Genomic DNA, 20,958 nt, shown 5'->3' with positions numbered 1-20,958 from the left:
ATGTTTGCAGTGTAATTTAAACTTAATTATTATGAAAAACATTTCAATTTTAAACAGAAACAAATTTCTTTATCTTCTTTTTGCCTTCGTTTTTATCTCAAATATGAAAGCTCAGTACGCAGTTTCATCAGGTTCAGTTTCGCATACAGTAAGCAACGGTTTTTACAGTACCAATGAACGAGGTTTTATCAATGAAAATACCATTATCGTAGAAGATTTTATGAATTATCATAAACATCAGATAAAAATTCCGAAGAAAAATGAAGTAGCTGTAAGCATTGATTATGACAACAAAATTCTTGATTCTGATGACACATTTCTATTGCAGATCGGAGTTGCCACACAAAATGTCGTGAATAGAGAAAAATCAAATAAAGTAAATGTATCTCTGGTCATCGACAACAGCGGATCAATGGGCGGAGGAAAACTTGAAAAAGTAAAAACCGCTTTGAAAGTATTTGTAAAAGGTCTGAAACAGGATGATATTATTTCAATCATCAAGTTTGATGGAAATGCGCATCTTGTTTTGAACTCAATTAAAATGAAAGACGTCACAGCTTTAGACAAAATGATAGACGGAATTTATCCCGCAGGTTCCACCAATATTCATGACGGAATGATGCTTGGTTATCAGGAAGCGCAAAAGCATAATACAAAAGAGTACAACAGCAAAGTGATTTTATTGACAGACGGAATGACCAATACGGGAGTTACCAATCATGAAATTATCTTGAAAGACTCAAAAGAATTTAATGATAAAGGGATCGATATCAGTACAATCGGAGTCGGTTCGCAACTCGATTTTGATCTCTTGAGGAAAATCGCAAATAATGGAAGAGGTTCAAATTATTTCATCGGAGATACCGAAAAAGACATTCAAAAAACTTTTATCGATGAGCTGGAAAGTCTTCTTTACAATATTGGGAAAAGACCAAAACTCAGCATCAATCTTCCAAAAGGGATGAAAATTAAAAAGTTTTATGGCTATCAACCGCAATATGTTTCTGATCATCAGGTAAATGTGGAACTTGAAAATTTAGATTGTGGTCAGACGCAGATTTTTCTTTTGGAAGTTGAGAAAAACGAGATTGAAAGTCGCACAATTTCCACAACATTGACCTATGAAAAAAATGATGAAATGCAAGTGTCAAATTCCAAAAAAAGTTACAATTCTTTCACAGAAACCACAGATATAGAATTGAAGAAAAATTATCAAATCGCAAAAATGATTTCTGAATTAAAACAGGCCGCAAAAGATTTCTCAGAAAACAATGCTGGAAGTGCAAAAAGAACGATTCAAAATATTATTGATTATTATAATTCATTCTCGGATAAAAATGATGAAGACCTAAAACGGGTTTACGATATTGCGTTACAATATTCTCCAAATTACTATCCAAATTACTATTAAACCAAACAAATATAATATCAAAATGACAACTTGACAGTTGTCATTTTTCATTTTAAAAATCTTTACCAAGTGAAAACCTCAGTTCACCAAGTCTGTAAGATTTCGGTTGAGATACAGTGTAATTTTACTTTAGAAATCAAAAAAATAATAAACAATGCGACACTATTTTTTAATACTCATTCTTTCAGTTTCGTTTTTTAAATCTCAGGAAATTAAAAAGGAAATTGATGTAAAACAAGCAACCGTTTTTCTACAAGGTGCTAAAGTTTTTGGAAGTACAAACGTGAATCTTCAAAAAGGAAGAAACACCGTGAAAATCATTAATCTTCCAAATGATCTTGACGAAAATACCTACAGAATCAATCTTGAGAAAAATACAACACTTCTCTCAATTACTCCACAAAGCAATTATCTGAAAAATGATGAATTATCAGATGGCGAGAAAAAACTGGATGATGAAAAGAAAAAATTTCAGAGACAGGTCAATTTATTGAATATTCAAATTAAGAATCTTTCTGGCGAACAAAATATCATTAATGACAACTTAAAAGTTTCTACCAACGACAAATCTACGCCGCAAGAACAGTTGATCAAACTTACAGAATTCTACAGAAAAAGAATGCTGGAAATCGACAATCAGGTTTTTCTTCTGAACGAACAAAAAATGGTGTTGGACGAAAGCATTGCCAAAATCAATAAACAGTTTTCTGAAGAACAAACGCACAAAAATCAAAATAAAAAAGAGCTTATTCTCGAAATTCTGGCTGAAAATGAGATGAATCTGAATCTTGGAGTGAGTTATATTGTTTCCAATGCAGGTTGGGTTCCTTCTTATGATTTGAAAGCTTTATCAACGAAAAAACCTCTTGAAATTGTCTACAAAGGAAAAATTTATCAAAAAACCGGACAGGATTGGAACAACGTAAAACTTTTCGTTTCCACTTACAGACCATCTTACAACCAGGACAGACCGATTCTACTACCACTGTATGTTGCGGAATACACGGCTCACAATTATGATGATGCAAAAGTTGGATATACTCAAAAAGCGAAAGCTGATATGTCAAATTCTTATCAAATGCGTGAAGAAGTTGCAGCGCCAAGTCAAATCCCTGTAGCGACAGTTTCTGATAATCAGATGAACGTTTTGTATGAGTTGAAATTTAGCCAAACCATCGTCAGTCAGGAAAAAGAACAATATGTAATTCTTGATAAAAAAGAAGTTGATGCAACGTATAAATATCACACCGTTCCGAAGCTTAACAGTCAGGTTTTCCTAATGGCATTTGTGAAAAATTGGCAGAATTTAAATCTAATTTCGGGCGAAGCGAATATTTATTTTGAAGATAATTATATCGGAAAAACCAATATCACAAGCACTTATGTAAAAGAAGAGTTCCCGATTTCTTTGGGTGTTGACGAAAGAATTGTTGTGAAAATAATCAAGCTTGAAGATAAAACTTCACAGAAAACACTCAACTCCAACAAATGGGAAACAGAATCTTATGAAATCACTGTAAGAAACAATACAAAAGAAAATATCGAACTGGAAATTCTTGACCAGCTTCCTATAAGTGAAAACTCAAAAATCACCGTGAAATCTCTAGAAATCGGCAACGGAATTTACGACGATAAAACAGGAAGTATTCTTTGGAACAGAAAAATTAACAGCGGAGCTTCAGATAAAATCAATTTTTCTTATGAAGTTAAATATCCGAAGGAAATGCAGATTCAGTATTACAGCAGATAGTTTTAGAGAAAATTAAATAAAATATTAATCAATTATTAAAAACATATGTTATGAATACCTTAAAATTTTTAACAATCACAACAAGTGTAGCTGCTTTTTTAAGCGCAGGAAAAATATCAGACATCCGTTGCAGCAACAAAGCCAGCGAGAGAGAAGTGGTGGAAAGTAATATTTCTGCTCAGCCAAAAATTACGGTTTCGAAAGATAATAAAATTCAGGTTGCATTACTTTTGGACACTTCAAATAGTATGGATGGATTGATCGATCAGGCAAAATCAAGACTTTGGAACATTGTAAATACTTTAACGACTTTGAAGTATAACGGACAAGCTCCACAAATTGAAATTGCTTTATATGAATATGGAAATGACGGTTTAAATGAAGAAAATTACATCAGACAGGTCACCGCATTGACTCAGGATTTGGATCTGGTTTCAGAAAAACTCTTTGCTTTGAGAACCAATGGCGGAAGCGAATATTGTGGTGCCGTAATTCGTGATGCTTCAATGAATTTGAAGTGGGACGGAAATGAAAAAAGCATGAAGCTAATTTATATCGCCGGAAATGAACCTTTTGATCAGGGAAAAATCAGTTACAAAGACGTGATTTCGAAAGCCAAAGCAAAAAACATTTACACCAATACCATTTTCTGCGGAAGTCGTGATGAAGGAATTCAAACTTTCTGGCAAAACGGAGCTAATCTTGGTGATGGGAAATTTTTCAATATCGATAGCGACCGGAAAGTAATTTATATTGAAACGCCTTATGACGTGAAAATTTCACAATTTAATTCCAAACTCAATGAAACTTACATTTCTTACGGAAGTCGTGGTTCTGAAATGAAAAACAAACAGGCTGTTCAGGACGTCAATGCAGAATCTCAATCGGCTTCAAATGCTGTTGAAAGAGCCGTAAGTAAGTCTAAGAAAAATGCTTACAAAAACGATCATTGGGATTTGGTTGATAAAGTAGAAAAGGACAAAAGTTACATTTCATCTATCAGAGAAGAAGAATTACCTTCTGAATTAAGAGGAAAAAGCAAAGAGGAAATCAATAAGATTGTTACTCAAAAATCTGCAGACCGCGATAAAATTCAGAGAGAAATTGAAATTCTTGCAAAACAGAGACAATCTTTCATCGATGCAGAAATGAAAAAGCGAGGAAGCTCTGAAAGTGATGATTTAGGAAAGGCAATTGAGAAGTCTATTTTGGAATTGGGTAAGAAAAACGGTTATAGTTTTTAATTAAAAATACTTAGTTTATTATTTTTTGTTTCGGGGTTCGGCTTTGCCGAACCCCGAAACTTTTTCAGTCAATTTTCAAATCAGCAAAAATTAAAAGTAAAACTATCTCCCAAATTTAAAATATTCAGAAAGTTGATGTTTTTTATTTTTCATAAAAGCAGAAGCCATTTCCATACCGGTTACCGAAAAAGTAATTCCGTTTCCGCCAAAACCTAAGACAAAGTATGAGTTTTTAAAATTCTCATGAGTTCCGATATACGGAAGTCCGTCTTTCGTTTCCCCGAAAGTTCCGGCCCACACAAAGTCGGTATAAAAATGATAATCCGGTTTTATTCTTTTCAGGTTTTTGAGAATTTCTTTTTCTTTCTTATTTAATAAAGAATCTCGTTTTTCAGGATCACTAAAATCTTCATCACCACCACCGATTAAAAGTCGTTCATCATCGGTAGATCTCATGTAAATATAGGGTTTATCGGTATTCCAGACGAGTGTGTTTTCGATATTTTTAAATTTATCGGTATCCACTTCAGAGACAATGGCAAAAGTACTTTTGAGATCAACAAAGTGTTCTTTAATCATATTTTTACTTTCGTAGCCGACACAGTAAATGACTTTTTTTGCTTTAATATTAAATCCATCCGTTGTCAAAACAAGGTTATGATCTCTCAGATATTTGACTGATTTCATTTCTGTTTTATCAAAAATTTTCAAGCCTTTACTGACATTAAATCTTAAAATTTCGTGGGCGAATTTAAAGGCATCAACACTTGCGCCCTGTTTAGATAAAATTCCACCATATGTATTCTGAAAACCGAATTTTTCCTCAATATCCTGATCGCCAAGCCAGGTCACATCAAATCCGGCCTTCCTTCTCGCCTCATATTCTTTCTCAAGCCAGATTGCATCTTTCTTTTTTGAAGCAAAATACAGTGACTGTTTTCTCTTGAAACCTGATCGTGATTTTATTTCCTTTACTATTTTTTCGATATCATCAATAGCTTTCGAACAAGCCTTATAACTTTCCAACGCTCCTTTTTCGCCAATCATTTCAATCAATTCATACAACGGCGTATCAATTTCATATTGCAGCATCGAGGTTGTTGCTGAAGTACTTCCGTTGCATATTTCACGTTTATCAATTAAAATGGTTTGGTATCCGTCTTTTATCATTTGGTGAGCAATAAGACTTCCGGTGATTCCGCCGCCGATGATAAGAACATCACATTCTTCATCAGATTTAAGAGACGGATAGGAAGAAATAATACCATTCTTTAAAAGCCAGAAAGGTTCGTTAGATTTCAAGTCCATAGATTATTTTTCAAAACACAATCAATAACTGCGCCTTAAACGTGGTATTACGTTAATTGTGGTTTAATTATTGATAAACTAAAATCACCAAAACCATTTAAAATATACATTATGATATCAATAATTAATGATGCTCCGGAAAATGTAGCAGCATTCAACGCTACAGGCGAAATTACCAAAGAAGATTTTGAAAATTTAGTTATTCCCCACGTAAAAAACAAAGTGGATGAATTCGGAGAACTGAACTACCTGCTTTACCTTGACACAGATTTAGGAAATTTCACTGCAGGAGCATGGCTTCAAGATGCATTTTTAGGCATAAAAAACATCACAAAATGGAATCGTGCAGCAATCGTGACCGATAAAGAAGGGGTACAGAATTTTACTGACATTTTCAGTGTCGTGATGCCGGGAGAATTTAAATCTTTTCCAAAAGAAAATTTATACAACGCTTTATATTGGTGTCAAAACGGTAATGAAGTTCAGGATTAAAAAACAAAAAGAGAAGCAATTGCTTCTCTTTTTTTATTGGTCACACGTAACACATTCTGCGACAATATCTTTTTCTGCAAGATCCGAAGATCGGTATAAATAAAAGTAAAAAATACTTATTACTAAACCGATAACAGTCATTCCCACTCCCACAAGCGACGGATAATTATATGGCAAACCATGTTCTAAAGGAATTCCGCCTAAAAAAGCACCCATTGCATTGGCAATATTAAACGCAGCCTGCATAAAAGCTGCAGCCATCATTTCACTTTTCGGTGCAGCTTTCATCATCATAATATTAATTGGTGCGGCAACTGACATTGATAATGCCCCACAAACGAATGTCAATACTAACGAAATACTTTGATATTGAGAAAGGAAAAATACTCCAGACAAAGAACACATCATCAGAAACAATAATAATACACAGGTCTTTTCCGGCCCCAATTTATCTGAAAGAAAACCTCCTGCTAAATTCCCTACAACCATTCCGCTACCGGCAAGAATCATGACATATGCCATATAACTACTTTCGATTTTTGAAACAACGGTCATCAACGGCGTTATATAACTAAACCAAGTAAACAATCCTCCAAAACCAATTGCAGTGATCATTAAAACCAACCAAGACTGTTTACCTTTCAGGAATTTTAATTCTTCCAGGAAATGACTATCCTCCTTTCTCTCCATTGCCGGAAGCCAAAGTTTTAAAGCCAGTAAAGTGGCAAGACCAATCACACCAACAATGGCAAAATACCAACGCCAATGAAATGCATGTCCGATATAAGTGACTAAAGGAACCATCGCCAAATTAGCAACCGTCAATCCGGTAAACATTAATGAAATATACAATGCCTCCTTCCCTTTTCCTGCCATTCTTGAAGCAACCACAGTTCCGACTCCGAAGAATGCACCGTGCGGTAAACCAGACATAAATCTGATGATGAGCATCGAATTGTAATCAGGTGCAATTGCTGAAAGTGCATTAAAAATGGTAAAAATCACCATTAAAACAAGCAATACTTTTTTAGGTGGAAACTTCACCGAATATCCAATTAAAATTGGTGCACCAATCACAACTCCCAAAGCATAAGCCGCAATCAAATGTCCCGCCTGCGGAATTGTAATTTGCAACGTTTTTGCAATATCGGGAAGCAATCCCATAATCGTAAATTCTGTAGTTCCGATTGCCAAACCACCGATTGCCAAAGGCAATATTCTTTTATCAAACATCTTTTCCTATTTCTGAATGCAAAATTCGAGAGAAATAATGGTTTTTATTTGTTCTGAAATGATTGATTATTGCTCTGTATTGACAATTTTAAATAAATTTGTAATAATAATCAATCAAAACAGAACCTAATGAAAATCCAGAAAGAAATCATTGATTTTGAAGAGGGTAAATCTTTTAAAATTTTCGAGGCCTCCATGAAACATCATTTTTTCTGGCATTATCACCCTGAAATTGAATTGGTCTATGTGGAAGCAATAAGCGGAATTCGTCACGTCGGTAAAGATATTTCCGGTTTTATGGAAAGTGATCTTCTTTTGGTAGGCTCAAATGTTCCGCATTTAAATTTTGATTACGGAATTAAAACCGAATACAAACAGCTTGTATTACAGTTTAAAGAAAATTTTCTGGATGAAATAATTCTTCCCGTTCCTGAATTTGATGATATTAAAAAACTTTTAGACCGCTCTTACCTTGGACTATCATTTTTTGGAGAAACTAAAAAAATTGTAGCAAAAAAACTTCATTTAATGAAACAAAAAAATCCTTTTGAATCACTTATCGCTTTGATGGAAGTTTTGCAAATCCTTTCTCAATCAACAGAAGTCAAAGAACTGAATAAAGAAGATACCCGCGTAAAGTGGTTTTTAAATGATAAAATCAGAATGGGAACCATCTATGATTACATCAATGAAAATTATGATAAAAATCCAAATGTGAATGTGATTGCCGAAATGGTGAGTTTGAGTACTCCCGCATTTTGCCGATATTTTAAAAAGCAGACCAATATGACTTTTACAGATTTTGTAAACAATTACAGAATCAATCAGGCAAAAATGTTGCTTTTGCAGAATTTATGCATTTCTGAAGTTTCTTTTCAGGTAGGTTTTGAAAGCCTTTCTTATTTCAATAAATTATTTAAAAATTACATCGGAGAAACTCCAACCGCTTTTAAGAAAAAGCATTTGAATAAGGTTGAAAGTTAATTTAAATAAAACTTATTACAAATTTAATTTCTCAAATTTGTCATTCCGGAGGAATCTAGGCTTCTTTATTAGAGTTCGAATAACAACTCTATGTTTAGATTCTTTCAGAATGACAAACTGTATGTTTATTCTCAATAACCATAAAAAAAATCGCTCCAAAACGAAGCGATTTACATTTTTAATGAATATGTTTCTCAGCGTGGTAAGAACTTCTTACCAAAGGCGAACTTTCAACGTGTCTGAAGCCTAAACTTCTTGCAAAATCTCCAAACTCATCGAACTCTTCAGGAGTGATGAATTTTTTCACAGGCAAATGTTTTTTAGTCGGCTGCAAATACTGCCCCATCGTAATTACATCTACATTCGCATTTCTGATGTCTTCAATTGTCTGGAAAACTTCATCTTTATTTTCTCCCAAACCAAGCATCAATCCTGTTTTGGTTCTGTTTTGTCCTGCTTCTTTTAAGTATCTTAAAACCTCAAGGCTTCTTTCATATTTCGCCTGAATTCTCACTTCTCTGGTCAAACGTTTTACCGTTTCCATATTGTGAGAAATCACTTCCGGAGCTACATCTACCATTCTGTCAAGATGTTTAGTCAGTCCCTGGAAGTCAGGAATTAAAGTTTCCATTGTGGTTCCCGGAGAAATTCTTCTTACTGCATTTACAGTTTCACCCCAAAGAATTGAACCCATATCTTTCAAATCGTCACGGTCGACAGAAGTCAAAACTGCGTGTTTGATTTTCATCAATTTGATCGAACGAGCTACTTTTTCCGGTTCGTCCCAATTTACATCCATTGGTTTTCCGGTTTTCACACCACAAAATCCACAGCTTCTGGTACAGATGTTTCCCAAAATCATGAAAGTTGCTGTTCCTTCTCCCCAACATTCACCCATATTTGGGCAGCTTCCACTTTGGCAAATTGTATTTAATTTATATTTATCAACCAAGGTGCGGAGTTCTCTGTAATTTTTTCCGGTGGGAAGTTTTACGCGAATCCATTTTGGTTTTTGAACGGTAGTATCCTGAACTAAATTCTCCATTTATTTCTAAAATTGACTTCAAAGTTAAGGAATTTTTTATCGAAACAATCAAAGACAAAGATTGATGAAACGTATAATTTCGTAGTTTTAAATTTTATTTTAAATTTATGAAAAATATATTTTGCTTTTTATCTCTAATTTCGACAGTATTCTGTTTTGCGCAAAAAGAATTTCAACCAAAAAACTCAACAATCAATGAAACTGTTGATGGTGATCTTGATGGTGATAAAATTTCTGAAAAAGTCATTATTTATAATATTCCAACAAATGATGATTCAGGAGACATTCGTGAAATTCAGATTTTGAAAAAGATTAATAATAAATGGACGATTTTGGAAAAATCCAGAAAAGCAATCTACGGAAGCAAAGATGGCGGAATGATGGGCGATCCTTATCAAAGTACAACCATTGAGAATGGTATTTTGAATATCTCTCATTATGGAGGAAGCAGCTGGAAATGGGGAGGTACAGACAAGTACATATTTCAAAACGGGCATTTTGAATTGATCGGAATTTCTTCAGAAAATGGCAAACCCGAAGAATATTGGACTACAATTGATTTTAATCTTTCAACAGGAAATCTGATTTTTGACAAAGAAGTTACAAACACCAAAGAATACGGAAAATCTAAAAAGGAAATTTTTATTAAAAAAGGAATTAAAATAAATCTTCAAAACAGACATCAGGAAAAGCAAAGAGAAATTGCACTTCCTAAAACTAAGGAAAAAGTATATTTATAATTAAAATTTACATTGCTTTTGTCATTCCGGAGGAATCTCAACAAAGTTTTAAAAACATAATTTAGATTCCTCCGGAATGACAAAACTTTGTATATAAAGTTAATAAGTTTACTTTATATATTAATTATCCTCAAACTCATTATTTTTCAGCAATTCAGCTAAGACTTTTTTAGCACGCATCACACGAACTTTTGTATTGGCAACAGAAATTCCCAATTCCTCGGCAATTTCTTTAATACTTTTTTCTTCAAAGAATCTCAATTTGATAATATCCTGATAATTACCATCTAAAGACTCGATGGTTTTAATGATTTTTTTCTGCTCTTCATCAGAAATCATCAGTTCCTCAGGAGATTTTGCATAGTGATTTTTTACTTCATCTAAATTCTCTGTCGGATCTTGATTTTCTCTGCTTTTTCTTCGCCAAAAATCGATAATGGTGTTTTGAGCTATCGTAAGAATCCAGGTTTTAAATTGGAAATGAGGATCGTACAAATCCAATTTAGATAAAACTTTTGAGAAAACATTGACGGTAATTTCATCGGTATCATTTTCGTCATGTACTTTTTTCATTACAAAAGAAAAAACATCTACCCAGAAAACATTGATGAGTTTTGTCTGAGCTTTTTGATCTTTTTCTTTTGCCAGCTGGATGAGCGAAAATAACTGTTCGTCTTTCATTACTAACAAATTTATTAAAATTAAAAGAGTAAAGAATTAAAAAATTTAAAGAAATTTAATTTTAGAGATTTAAACTTTGTAGCAGATGAAGCCTATTTTATTTAACATTCTATATTTTACTTATCTTTGCACCTTAAATTTTAAACAAAAAATAATGAACTCTTTTATTGAAGAACTGAAATGGCGAGGTCTTTTTTCTGACATGATGCCCGGAACCGACGAACAACTGGATAAGGAGATGACAACTGCCTATATCGGGTTCGATCCTACCGCAGATTCTTTACATATCGGAAGTCTTATTCAGATCAAAATTTTGGCTCACTTTCAGCAGCATGGTCATAAGCCGATTGCTTTGGTTGGTGGTGCGACGGGAATGATTGGTGATCCCTCAGGAAAATCTGCCGAAAGAAATCTTCTTGATGAAGAAACTCTTTTGCATTATGTTGATTGCCTGAAAAACCAGCTTTCAAGATTTTTAAATTTTGAAGGAAACGAAACGAACAAAGCAGAATTGGTAAACAATTACGATTGGATGAAACAGATTTCATTTCTTGATTTTGCTAAAAACGTTGGAAAAAACATTACCGTTAATTACATGATGGCGAAAGATTCTGTGAAGAAGAGACTTTCAGGAGAAGCAGGTGTTGACGGAATGAGTTTTACAGAATTTACTTATCAATTGATTCAGGGCTATGATTTCCTTCATTTATACCAAAACAATGGCGTAAAACTTCAAATGGGAGGTTCTGATCAGTGGGGAAATATCACTACAGGAACAGAATTGATCCGTAGAAAAGCTCAAGGTACAGCATTTGCATTGACGGTTCCTTTAATTACAAAAGCAGACGGATCAAAATTTGGAAAATCTGAAAGCGGAGAAAATTACTGGTTAGATAAAAAGAAAACTTCACCTTATAAATTCTACCAATTTTGGTTGAATGCAACCGATAGTGATGCAGAAAGATTCATAAAATTCTATACGTTCTTAGGACAAGAAGAAATTGAAAGTTTAATTGCAGAACATCAAACAGATCCTGGCGATAGAAAATTACAAAAGAAACTAGCTGAAGAAGTTACAGTTTGGGTTCACAGTAGAGAGGATTATGAAAGATCTTTAAGAGCCTCTGAAATTCTATTTAGTAAAGGAATGGAAAATATGACTAGCGAAATTTTTACGGAAATTTTTGACGGAGTTCCGAATAAAGAAATACCAAAATCTCAAATAATTGGGTTAAATATAGTTGATTTACTTTCCGAATCAGGTTTTCTGAAATCTAAGAGCGAGGCTCAAAGACAAATAAAAGGGAATGCAATCTCTGTAAACAAACAAAAAGTAAATAGCACATTTGCAATTAATGAAACAGATCTTGTTGATAGTCAATTCCTTTTGTTGCAAAAAGGCAAAAGAGAGCAATTTATTGTAAAAGTGATTTAATTCTTAAATATATACAAAACAAAAAACCGCCAATCTGGAGTGCCCCCAAAAAGTTAGACACTTTTTAGGGGCATTTTTATTTTATGGGACAATCAAAATATAGTTTAGAATTTAAGAAAAGTTGTGTGGATAAGATTCTGCAGGATCATCTTTCGTTGAAGGCATTAGCAAATGAGCTTGGATTGGATAGGACGATGTTGCATAAGTGGTGCAGATTTTATGAGTTACACGGTACTGCAGGACTGCAACGCAGAAGCAATCGCCTGTATGATGTAAAATTCAAGTTGAAGGTTTTGAAAACGATTAAGACAGGTCAGTTTTCAATAAAAGAAGCGGCTGTAAAGTTCAACATTGCTGCAGAATCCAGCATCCTGAATTGGCAACGGGATTACAAAAAAAGTGGTATTTTAGGGTTAGAAAACAAACCCAGAGGAAGACCCAAGATAATGAGTGATTACAAACGTAAGAAAAGAAAGTCTGACCAGCCATTGACCAGGGAAGAAGAACTTTTATTGGAGAATGAAAGGCTGCGTGCCGAGATTGCAGTTCTAAAAAAGTTGGACGCCTTAATTCTGGCAAGGAAAAAACCAAAATCATAGGAGAATTAAGGCAGGAATTTGATCTTGCAGTATTGCTGGATTGTACATCTATGGCGAGAAGTAGTTTCTATTACCATCAGAAAATGCTTCGGAAGAACGATAAATATGCTGAAATAAAAACGATGATCAAGCAGATCTATCACAGACACAAAGGATGTTTTGGATACCGTCGCATCACTTTGGCCATGAAAGAAAAAGGAATTATAATCAATCATAAAACGGTGATGAGACTTATGAAAGTTCTGGGACTGAAAAGCATTATCCGGATCAAAGAATACAGATCCTACCGTGGAGATCTGGGCAAAACAGCACCAAATATACTGGAAAGAAATTTTAAAACAAACCAACCGAACAAGAAATGGGCAACCGATGTGACGGAGTTCAACGTCTCAGGAAACAAACTGTATTTATCACCGATAATCGATCTGTTCAATGGCGAGATCATCAGTTATGAACTTGCGGAGAGACCCGCTTTTGCACAGGTAGTGAATATGCTGAAAAAGAGCTTCAGAAAGATAAAAAACACTGAAAACATCATCCTCCACTCGGATCAAGGTTGGCAATATCAGATGAAGGCCTACAAGCACTTATTAAAACAGAAAGGAATCATCCAAAGTATGTCCCGCAAGGGAAATTGCCTAGACAATGCTATCATCGAAAACTTCTTCGGAACTTTAAAATCCGAAATGTTTTATACCAAAAAATTTAAAACCATTGAGGATTTGAAAAAGGAAATAAAAGAATATATCAATTACTATAACAACGACAGAATAAGACTCAATTTAAAAGGAAAGAGTCCGGTACAGTACCGAACTCTTTCCTATCAAAATATTATTTAATTTTGTCTAAACTTTTGGGTGCAGTCTAATCGGCGGTTTTTTTTATTTTATTTTAATTTTTTATAGTTCTAAGAAGCTATAATCGATAGATGCATCTTGGGTTCCTGATCCTGTAGCGGTATCAGATTTTGCTACTACTCCATCAACATATAGAGTAACGATCAATTGAGAGTCTGCATTAGGCAAAACTGCATTTGCGTCTAAATTAAGCTGAGACTGACTTGAATTTACAAAAAATTCGTCACTTTTCCAGCTAATTCCGGGAGGATCAAAAGTCGTATTCTGGCTTACCCCAACCTGTGTAACGATCGTTTTCAAAACCGGATCTCCAGATCCTGTTCCCTTTACTGCTTTTACTTCAAACTGCACAAGGTGATCCTGAAACTCGTCTTCTTCGTCATCTTTACAAGAATTCATAAGAGATACAACTGAAAACAATGCGACTACTAAAAATGAAAGTCTATGTAATTTTTTTGATTTGTAAATTTGCTTCATTTCTCCAAATAGATTTTTAATGTTTCAAATATAGGTTTTTTATCAATATAAAAATAACTTTTATGAAAAATTTCCAATAAAGATTTGCAAACAATATCAAATCAATAAAAGATTCTCAAGCAATTATACTCTAAAATTTAAATCTTTGAAGAGACATTTTAAAATTAAAATAAATCATTATTAATTATCTTTGTTCCTTCAAAATCGCTGAAAATAACAATTAGAAATAATCTACAATAAAGCGGTTTCAAATAAATAATAAAAATAGATTCCTAATTATATGAATTTAGATTACATCGTAAGAGAACCGGAAAATATTACTTCAAAAACACCTATTCTCTTTATGCTTCATGGTTACGGCAGCAATGAGCAGGATTTGTTCAGCTTCAGAGAAAGCCTTCCGGCTGACTGGATTCTGGTAAGTTTCAGAGCTCCCAAGACAACTCAGTTTGAAGGTTATTCATGGTTTGACATTGATTTTAATAATCCTGAACAGTTCATCGATATTGATCAGGCAAAAGAAGCACTGGAAAGCGTTTTGGAAAACATCATGGCCATCACCAACAAATACGGACTTACAGAAAACAAAACACACCTTTGCGGATTCAGCCAGGGAGGAATTCTATGCTATAGTTTAGCTTTAAAATATCCTGACCTTTTTAATTACGTAGCTTGTTTGAGCAGTTATCCTGAAGAAAAACTGTTGACAAATATTGTAAAAGATAAAAAGAAACTTGAAAAACTACGATTTTTCGTTTCTCATGGTACAGATGATGCGATCATTCCTTTTGATTGGGGGAAAAAAGCAGCAGATCTATTGTATGACTTAAGTTGTTATTTCACTTTCAGAGAATACATGAGCGGTCATGGAGTCAATCAAAAAAATTACATTGATCTGATGGAATTCTTTTCGAAATAAAAAAGTTTGCATCAATAATATAAAGACATTCTCATCAATTGAGAATGTTTTTTTATTTCTGTATGAATTATTTTACTACATTCATTAGATGAAATTTTCGCAATTTTTATTCATTATTTTCTTTAGCATTTTTACGAGTGCTCAAAATAGTTTTGAATTAAAAGATGCTAAAAAGACAGTTATTCCTTTTAAGTTAATCAACAATTTAATTTTCATTCCGATCACGGTAAATGGTGCCGAACTCACTTTTCTGTTGGATACCGGAGTTGCCGAAACTACAATTTTCAGTCTCGAAAATAAAGAAATGAAACTTTCTCCATTAGAAAAAATGAAATTTTCTGGATTGGGAGGAAGTGAAAGTATTGAAGGATTTAAATCTGATCACAATCTTGGCAAAATCGGAAAGCATTTCATTAATGATTCTTTTACGTTATTTATCATTCTTGATCAGGATTTTAATATTTCATCTCACGTAGGAATTCCCGTGAATGGAATTATCGGCTATCATTTCTTTAAAAATCATCCTGTGATTATTGATTATGCTTCAAAAAAAATAACGATTTATCAGGACACGGAACTATTTAAAAAAAAGATCAAAAAGTTTGATGAATTGCCGATTTCTTTGGAGAGAAACAAACCGTACATTTTTGCCGATGTCGAAATGACGAATGACAAAAAAAGCTCAAAACTTTTAATAGATCTTGGAAATAGTGATGCAATCTGGCTCTTCCCTACTTTAATTAAAAATTTTGTTTACAACCGTCCCAATATTGATGATTTTCTTGGAAGAGGTTTCAACGGAGATATTTATGGTAAAAGAAGCAGAATTCATAATTTTTATTTAGGTGATTTTAAATTTGTAAAACCGTTGACGGCAATGCCTGATGAATTTTCGATTCAGCATGTAAATTTGGTGGGCGATAGAAAAGGTTCTGTAGGTGGAGAAATTATGAGAAGGTTTACTGCAGCTTTTGATTATCCGAATCAAAAATTATATTTAAAGAAAAACGGAAATTACTATGATCATTTTCATTTTAATATGAGTGGTTTAGATTTTCAGCAGGATGGAATGCAATGGGAGAAAGATCTGGTAAACCTTGAAAGTAAAAGAAGAGACAATGGCACAACAGGAGTTGAATTAATCAACAACAGTTTGCAGTATAAATTTGTCTTAAAACCATTATTTTCGATTGCAGGAGTACGAAAAGATTCTCCATCCGACAAAGCAGGTTTAAAAAAAGGAGATCAGCTAATTACCATCAATGGAAGAAAAACTTCGGAGATGACTCTTAATAAAATCATGGAAATGATGAAATCTGATGAAGGCAAAACAATTAATATGGTTATTGTGAGAAAAAATCAGGAGCTTCGCCTTACCTTTACATTGGAAGACCCAATCCCTTATCAAGAATAATATGCAGACAGAAGAAACGACATTAGATAAAATAAGAAACCGCCCGAGATTTAAGATGTTTACCCATCTGAGTAAAGAAACTTATGCTGAAAATCTTAAAAAATATCTCGCAGAACATAAAGGCGAATTTTCAGGTAATATCAATCAAGAAATAGCAACTATTTGTGTAGAGACAGAATATGATAATTACTGGAAACCAAGATTATCACTTCGTACAGAAATTGAAGACGATCAAACCGTTATCCGTGGAGTTTTCGGACCAAGTTCCGCAGTCTGGACTTTTTTTATGTTTCTTTATTTCCTCTTTTCAATCTTCTGGATGACTTTTTTCACCATGTATTATGTCGAAAAACAAATCAAAAGTTTTGAATATCCATGGGCTCTGAATGCTTCTTTTGTGATGCTGTTCTGTATTGCTGCAACGTATGCCGCAGCAAGATTCGGTCAAAATAAAGCCAAAGGCGAAATGAGAAAACTTAGAAAATTCGCAGAGGAATCGACACTTCAGTTTGAGAAGAAAATTTAGTTGGAAGGTTCCGATTCTTTAATCGGAGCTTTCACTTCTATCGCTTTTGCAGATTGTATAGAATCGGCAACCTTTTCTCTATTCGTTTGTTCAGCAACCATTTTTTCAACGTGAGGTTTGATCAGATTGGTCATTTCTTCTACAGAAATATTATTAGCATTAGGATCGTTCAAAAGTTTTCTCCACGGTTTTCTTTTCCCCCAAGGATAATCTCCGAATACTATTACGGGAGTACCATTGGCTTTTTTTGTAGCTCCGCCAGGATTTAAAATCCAGGTATCTGCATAATTATATAACCATTTTGCGTCATTCATTAATAATCTCAAACAAGAATGTGATGCAGGATAACCTGGAAGATCATACTGATGCCACCCGATTCCGCCTGTATTGTGAATATTAAAATTGTAAGGTAATTTCCATTCGCTCTTCACAGTTGAGATCGCTAATTTCTTTTTCCAGTTGGCGAACATCAAACCTCTTGTTGTCTGAGCAGCTTTTTTACCCATACTTGTCGGTCCCCATTTTACCAAAGCTCCATTCGAATAAACCGCGTAAGCTTGGATAGGATAAGAGAAAACTACAAACTTCTTCACGTCACTCAATACATCCAATTGCATCGGAAATGGTGAATAAGCCATTAAGGTTGTATCAATTTTTGCAGGAACAACCAACGTGTCGGAATTCCATTTGCTTTTTGAGTCTAATCTATTAAGAGCTAAAATTGCGTAACGCTCTCTCTCAGTATATTTTTTACTGAAAATTGCATATAAAGAATCTCTTTGCTTTTTATCTTTGGGAATTGGAAATGCATTGTAAAAGCCATTTTCCTGAATTGCGGGCGGTACAGATTCCTTCACTTCAGCTTTAGTTGCCAATGAATCTGATTTTTCTTCGTCCGATAAAGTTCCTGTAGAAGTATTTTGTTGCTGATCGTTTATTTTTTCGTTGTCTTTCTTACAAGATGTAAGCAATAACGCAAATAATAGAGTGTATAAGAGTGATTGTTTCAAAAATAATTTTTTCATAAATATAAAGAGGTCATTGAGTTTGAACTAAAGATACAAATATCAGACCTAAAAATATTTTAAACACAAAAAATATTTCCCAACATCACGTACTTAATTTAGATTGAAGAATTTAGATCATGAATTAAAAATTTTTAATCACAATAGTTCAATGATTTAATATGAGTTAAATGTTTTTTGATGAAATTTCATTTGTTTCAAATAACAATAGAAGGAATCTTTTGAAAATTAATTTATACGAACTATCCAGACAAATTCAGTCTTTCCAAATTGATAACAGACTTGAATAAAAGTTGTAAATTTGTAACATTAGCAAATTATATAAAAAATAATACAACGTAATATGTCAAAAGCAATTTCGCAAGTACCATTTGCAGTAAACGAACCGGTAAATTCTTACGAGCCGGGTTCTCCGGAAGTAAAATCTTTGATCGCTCAGTACAAAAAAATGTGGGCGCAAAAGATCGAGATTCCAATGGTTATCAATGGTAAAGAAGTAAAAACTGATGATAAAGTACAGCTTCAGTCTCCTCAGGATCATGCTCACGATTTCGGGTTTTATCACAGAGGAACAATGCAGCATGTAGATGATGCCATCAATTCTGCCTTAGCTGCAAAGAAAAAATGGAACGAACTGGGTTGGGAACACCGCGCTGCGATTTTCTTAAAAGCTGCTGATCTTTTGGCAGGACCTTACAGAGATGTAATCAATGCTGCAACGATGATCGGACAGTCAAAAAATGTTCATCAGGCTGAAATTGACGCCGCTTGTGAGTTCGTCGATTTCTTGAGATTCAATGTAGAATTCATGACAGAAATGTATTCTGAGCAGCCGGTTTCCGATGCAGGAATCTGGAATCGTGTAGAATACAGACCATTAGAAGGATTTGTTTTTGCAGTAACTCCATTCAACTTTACAGCAATTTCAGGAAACTTACCGGCTTGTATGGCAATGCTTGGGAATGTTGTGGTTTGGAAACCTTCAGACAAACAAATTTATTCTGCAAAAGTAATCATGGATGTTTTAACTGAAGCGGGTCTTCCTGCAGGAGTTATCAACATGATTTTTACTGACGGAAAGGAAACTGCTGAGAAAGTTTTAGCTCACAGAGATTTTGCAGGACTTCACTTTACAGGTTCAACAAAAGTTTTTCAGGGAATGTGGAAAATGATCGGTGACAATATTCATAATTACAGAACATATCCTAGAATTGTTGGAGAAACCGGTGGAAAAGATTTCGTAATCGCTCATCCTTCTGCAAACGTAGAAGCTGTAGCAACAGGTTTGGTAAGAGGTTCTTTCGAGTATCAAGGACAGAAATGTTCTGCAGCTTCAAGAGCTTATATCCCAAGATCACTTTGGGCAGATGTGAAAAAAGTAATGGAAACTCAGATTGCTTCAATTAAAATTGGTTCGCCTGAAGATCCTTCAAATTTTGTCAATGCTGTAATCGACAAAAATTCATTCGAAAAATGTAAAGGTTATATTGAAAGAGCTGAAGCATCAAGCAATGCTGATGTAATCATCGGTGGGAAATGTGATGATTCTAAAGGTTGGTTTGTAAGTCCTACAGTAATCGAAACTACAGATCCTCAGTACGAAAGTATGGTTGAAGAAATCTTTGGTCCTATTTTATCAGTTTACGTTTACGAAGACAAAGACTGGACTGAAACACTTAAAATCGTAGATTCTTCATCTCCTTATTCATTGACGGGTTCTGTATTTTCACAAGACAGATACGCAACTGACGAAGCTTTCAAAGCTTTAGAGAATGCATCAGGAAACTTCTATATCAATGATAAACCAACAGGTGCAGTTGTAGGACAGCAACCATTCGGTGGTGGTAGAGCTTCAGGAACCAACGACAAAGCTGGTTCTAAAATGAATCTTCTAAGATGGACTTCTGTAAGAAGCATCAAAGAAACTTTTGTATCTCCTAAAGATTATAAATATCCATATTTGGGATAATAATAAGTATAAATAATTTGTAATAAGTAATTAATTATTATTTAAATTTAAGTATAGCCTCGGAATTTGATTTCCGGGGCTTTTTTATTGAATTTAACAATTATTTAATACTTTTAAATTATAATTAATAATAAAACAATACTTTTCGGAATAGTTATTGAATAGGAACTGATAACACCATCTAAAAATAATATTATGAAAAAGTTATTGTTATTAACCTTAGGAATAGGATTTATTGCAGCAAGCTGCGGCACAAAAGAAGCTCAAATGTCATCCAGTAACACAGATTCTACGGCAACAGATTCAACGATGAGAGTTGCACCACCCGTAGCAGATACGATGACAACAACAGTTCCGATGGACTCTACGAAAGTAGATTCAGTTGCTACACCTGCAACCAGATAAAAAGTCTAATGGAAAAATGGAAGATCCGCAGATGAAAGTTCTGCGGATTTTTTTATATTTGAATGATAAACATTAAAAAAATTTACTATGAAAAAATTATGGATAGGAGCAGTTTCAGGATTGTTGGTTTTTGCAAGCTGTGCAGATAAAAAAGAAAATCGAGAAGAATTTAAAGCTGACCACAACAAAGATTCTATGAGAAATCATCTTGGAGATTCAGCTGTAGCTAACTCGGAACATAATGCTGCTGATACTACAAATCTGGCAAATGATACTGTCAAAAAGCCAACAGATTACGAAAGCAAAGAATCTCGACCAAATACTAAAGTAGGCGGTTCAAGATAAGATACAATCCACAGAATTTCTGTGGATTTTTTATTTTCAAAGAATTTATTCAAATTATTTCTAAAGATTTTAACTAAATTTTATGAATTGAATTATCAA

General features: G+C 33.9%; 21 protein-coding genes. 15 read left to right on the top strand and 6 right to left on the bottom strand.

Annotated features, from left to right (window positions below):
- Positions 1 to 31 precede the first annotated feature (31 nt).
- The 3 genes from NZ698_RS01095 to NZ698_RS01085 all read left to right on the top strand — a co-directional run bounded on the left by NZ698_RS01095 (position 32) and on the right by NZ698_RS01085 (position 4,405).
- On the top strand, positions 32 to 1,411 hold the full coding sequence (locus NZ698_RS01095) for a vWA domain-containing protein (protein WP_263001028.1): 1,380 nt from the start codon (positions 32 to 34) through the stop codon (positions 1,409 to 1,411).
- A 154-nt stretch (positions 1,412 to 1,565) separates the two neighbouring features.
- Entirely contained in the window at positions 1,566 to 3,161 is a 1,596-nt protein-coding gene (locus NZ698_RS01090; protein ID WP_263001026.1) for a DUF4139 domain-containing protein, read from the top strand.
- A 50-nt stretch (positions 3,162 to 3,211) separates the two neighbouring features.
- The gene (locus tag NZ698_RS01085; protein ID WP_263001024.1) at positions 3,212 to 4,405 is read left to right on the top strand and encodes a vWA domain-containing protein; all 1,194 of its coding nucleotides are present in this window, start codon (positions 3,212 to 3,214) and stop codon (positions 4,403 to 4,405) included.
- A 102-nt stretch (positions 4,406 to 4,507) separates the two neighbouring features.
- On the opposite strand, the gene NZ698_RS01080 is transcribed toward NZ698_RS01085, so the two are convergent.
- Positions 4,508 to 5,713, bottom strand: coding sequence for an NAD(P)/FAD-dependent oxidoreductase (locus NZ698_RS01080; protein ID WP_263001022.1), 1,206 nt, complete (start codon positions 5,711 to 5,713; stop codon positions 4,508 to 4,510).
- 111 nt (positions 5,714 to 5,824) lie between these two features.
- Between NZ698_RS01080 and NZ698_RS01075 the strand changes: the two genes are divergently transcribed.
- Positions 5,825 to 6,205: a SpoIIAA family protein gene (locus NZ698_RS01075; RefSeq protein WP_263001020.1), complete on the top strand. Its 381-nt coding sequence runs from the start codon at positions 5,825 to 5,827 to the stop codon at positions 6,203 to 6,205.
- A 33-nt stretch (positions 6,206 to 6,238) separates the two neighbouring features.
- On the opposite strand, the gene NZ698_RS01070 is transcribed toward NZ698_RS01075, so the two are convergent.
- Entirely contained in the window at positions 6,239 to 7,438 is a 1,200-nt protein-coding gene (locus tag NZ698_RS01070) for an MFS transporter (protein WP_263001018.1), read from the bottom strand.
- 129 nt (positions 7,439 to 7,567) lie between these two features.
- Between NZ698_RS01070 and NZ698_RS01065 the strand changes: the two genes are divergently transcribed.
- A complete protein-coding gene (locus NZ698_RS01065) occupies positions 7,568 to 8,422 on the top strand; it encodes an AraC family transcriptional regulator (protein ID WP_263001016.1) in 855 nt (284 codons plus the stop codon).
- Between the two features lie 178 nt (positions 8,423 to 8,600).
- On the opposite strand, the gene lipA is transcribed toward NZ698_RS01065, so the two are convergent.
- On the bottom strand, positions 8,601 to 9,467 hold the full coding sequence (gene lipA, locus NZ698_RS01060; protein ID WP_047445627.1) for a lipoyl synthase: 867 nt from the start codon (positions 9,465 to 9,467) through the stop codon (positions 8,601 to 8,603).
- Positions 9,468 to 9,574: 107 nt separating this feature from the next.
- Between lipA and NZ698_RS01055 the strand changes: the two genes are divergently transcribed.
- Positions 9,575 to 10,207, top strand: a complete 633-nt coding sequence (locus tag NZ698_RS01055; protein ID WP_263001014.1) for a hypothetical protein — start codon at positions 9,575 to 9,577, stop codon at positions 10,205 to 10,207.
- A 120-nt stretch (positions 10,208 to 10,327) separates the two neighbouring features.
- Here the strand turns inward: NZ698_RS01055 and NZ698_RS01050 are convergent, their stop codons facing one another.
- Complete coding sequence (locus NZ698_RS01050; protein WP_263001012.1) at positions 10,328 to 10,888, bottom strand: RNA polymerase sigma factor; 561 nt, start codon at positions 10,886 to 10,888, stop codon at positions 10,328 to 10,330.
- A gap of 154 nt (positions 10,889 to 11,042) precedes the next feature.
- Here NZ698_RS01050 and tyrS point away from each other — a divergent pair, with 154 nt between their 5' ends.
- The 3 genes from tyrS (at position 11,043) to NZ698_RS01035 (ending at position 13,761) form a co-directional block, all read left to right on the top strand.
- A complete protein-coding gene (gene tyrS, locus NZ698_RS01045) occupies positions 11,043 to 12,323 on the top strand; it encodes a tyrosine--tRNA ligase (RefSeq protein ID WP_263001010.1) in 1,281 nt (426 codons plus the stop codon).
- Between the two features lie 83 nt (positions 12,324 to 12,406).
- Positions 12,407 to 12,922, top strand: a complete 516-nt coding sequence (locus tag NZ698_RS01040; protein WP_263001008.1) for a helix-turn-helix domain-containing protein — start codon at positions 12,407 to 12,409, stop codon at positions 12,920 to 12,922.
- The gene (locus NZ698_RS01035) at positions 12,916 to 13,761 is read left to right on the top strand and encodes an IS3 family transposase (protein WP_368407652.1); all 846 of its coding nucleotides are present in this window, start codon (positions 12,916 to 12,918) and stop codon (positions 13,759 to 13,761) included. The genes NZ698_RS01040 and NZ698_RS01035 overlap by 7 nt, the downstream gene beginning before the upstream one ends.
- A 60-nt stretch (positions 13,762 to 13,821) precedes the next feature.
- On the opposite strand, the gene NZ698_RS01030 is transcribed toward NZ698_RS01035, so the two are convergent.
- Entirely contained in the window at positions 13,822 to 14,256 is a 435-nt protein-coding gene (locus tag NZ698_RS01030; RefSeq protein WP_263001006.1) for a hypothetical protein, read from the bottom strand.
- 280 nt (positions 14,257 to 14,536) lie between these two features.
- On the opposite strand from NZ698_RS01030, the gene NZ698_RS01025 reads away from it, so the two are divergent.
- From NZ698_RS01025 to NZ698_RS01015, 3 genes are all read left to right on the top strand, one after another.
- A complete protein-coding gene (locus tag NZ698_RS01025; RefSeq protein WP_263001004.1) occupies positions 14,537 to 15,175 on the top strand; it encodes an alpha/beta hydrolase in 639 nt (212 codons plus the stop codon).
- Between the two features lie 88 nt (positions 15,176 to 15,263).
- Positions 15,264 to 16,589: a PDZ domain-containing protein gene (locus NZ698_RS01020; protein ID WP_263001002.1), complete on the top strand. Its 1,326-nt coding sequence runs from the start codon at positions 15,264 to 15,266 to the stop codon at positions 16,587 to 16,589.
- Between the two features lies 1 nt (position 16,590).
- A complete protein-coding gene (locus NZ698_RS01015) occupies positions 16,591 to 17,115 on the top strand; it encodes a hypothetical protein (RefSeq protein WP_263001000.1) in 525 nt (174 codons plus the stop codon).
- On the opposite strand, the gene NZ698_RS01010 is transcribed toward NZ698_RS01015, so the two are convergent.
- Positions 17,112 to 18,125 (bottom strand): L,D-transpeptidase, encoded by a 1,014-nt coding sequence (locus NZ698_RS01010; protein WP_263000998.1) that lies wholly within the window; start codon positions 18,123 to 18,125, stop codon positions 17,112 to 17,114. The two genes, NZ698_RS01015 and NZ698_RS01010, sit on opposite strands and share 4 nt — an antisense overlap.
- 358 nt (positions 18,126 to 18,483) lie before the next feature.
- On the opposite strand from NZ698_RS01010, the gene pruA reads away from it, so the two are divergent.
- The 3 genes from pruA (at position 18,484) to NZ698_RS00995 (ending at position 20,859) form a co-directional block, all read left to right on the top strand.
- Positions 18,484 to 20,109, top strand: a complete 1,626-nt coding sequence (gene pruA, locus NZ698_RS01005; protein WP_263000996.1) for an L-glutamate gamma-semialdehyde dehydrogenase — start codon at positions 18,484 to 18,486, stop codon at positions 20,107 to 20,109.
- 195 nt (positions 20,110 to 20,304) lie between these two features.
- Positions 20,305 to 20,514 (top strand): cytochrome C551, encoded by a 210-nt coding sequence (locus NZ698_RS01000; RefSeq protein WP_263000994.1) that lies wholly within the window; start codon positions 20,305 to 20,307, stop codon positions 20,512 to 20,514.
- Between the two features lie 87 nt (positions 20,515 to 20,601).
- A complete protein-coding gene (locus tag NZ698_RS00995) occupies positions 20,602 to 20,859 on the top strand; it encodes a hypothetical protein (RefSeq protein WP_263000992.1) in 258 nt (85 codons plus the stop codon).
- The last annotated feature ends 99 nt before the right edge of the window (positions 20,860 to 20,958 follow it).

Origin of the sequence: Chryseobacterium edaphi, assembly GCF_025628985.1 — a bacterium.
In the GTDB taxonomy this organism is placed as follows: Bacteria; Bacteroidota; Bacteroidia; order Flavobacteriales; family Weeksellaceae; genus Chryseobacterium; species Chryseobacterium edaphi.
This window is presented reverse-complemented; position numbering and strand designations above follow the sequence as displayed.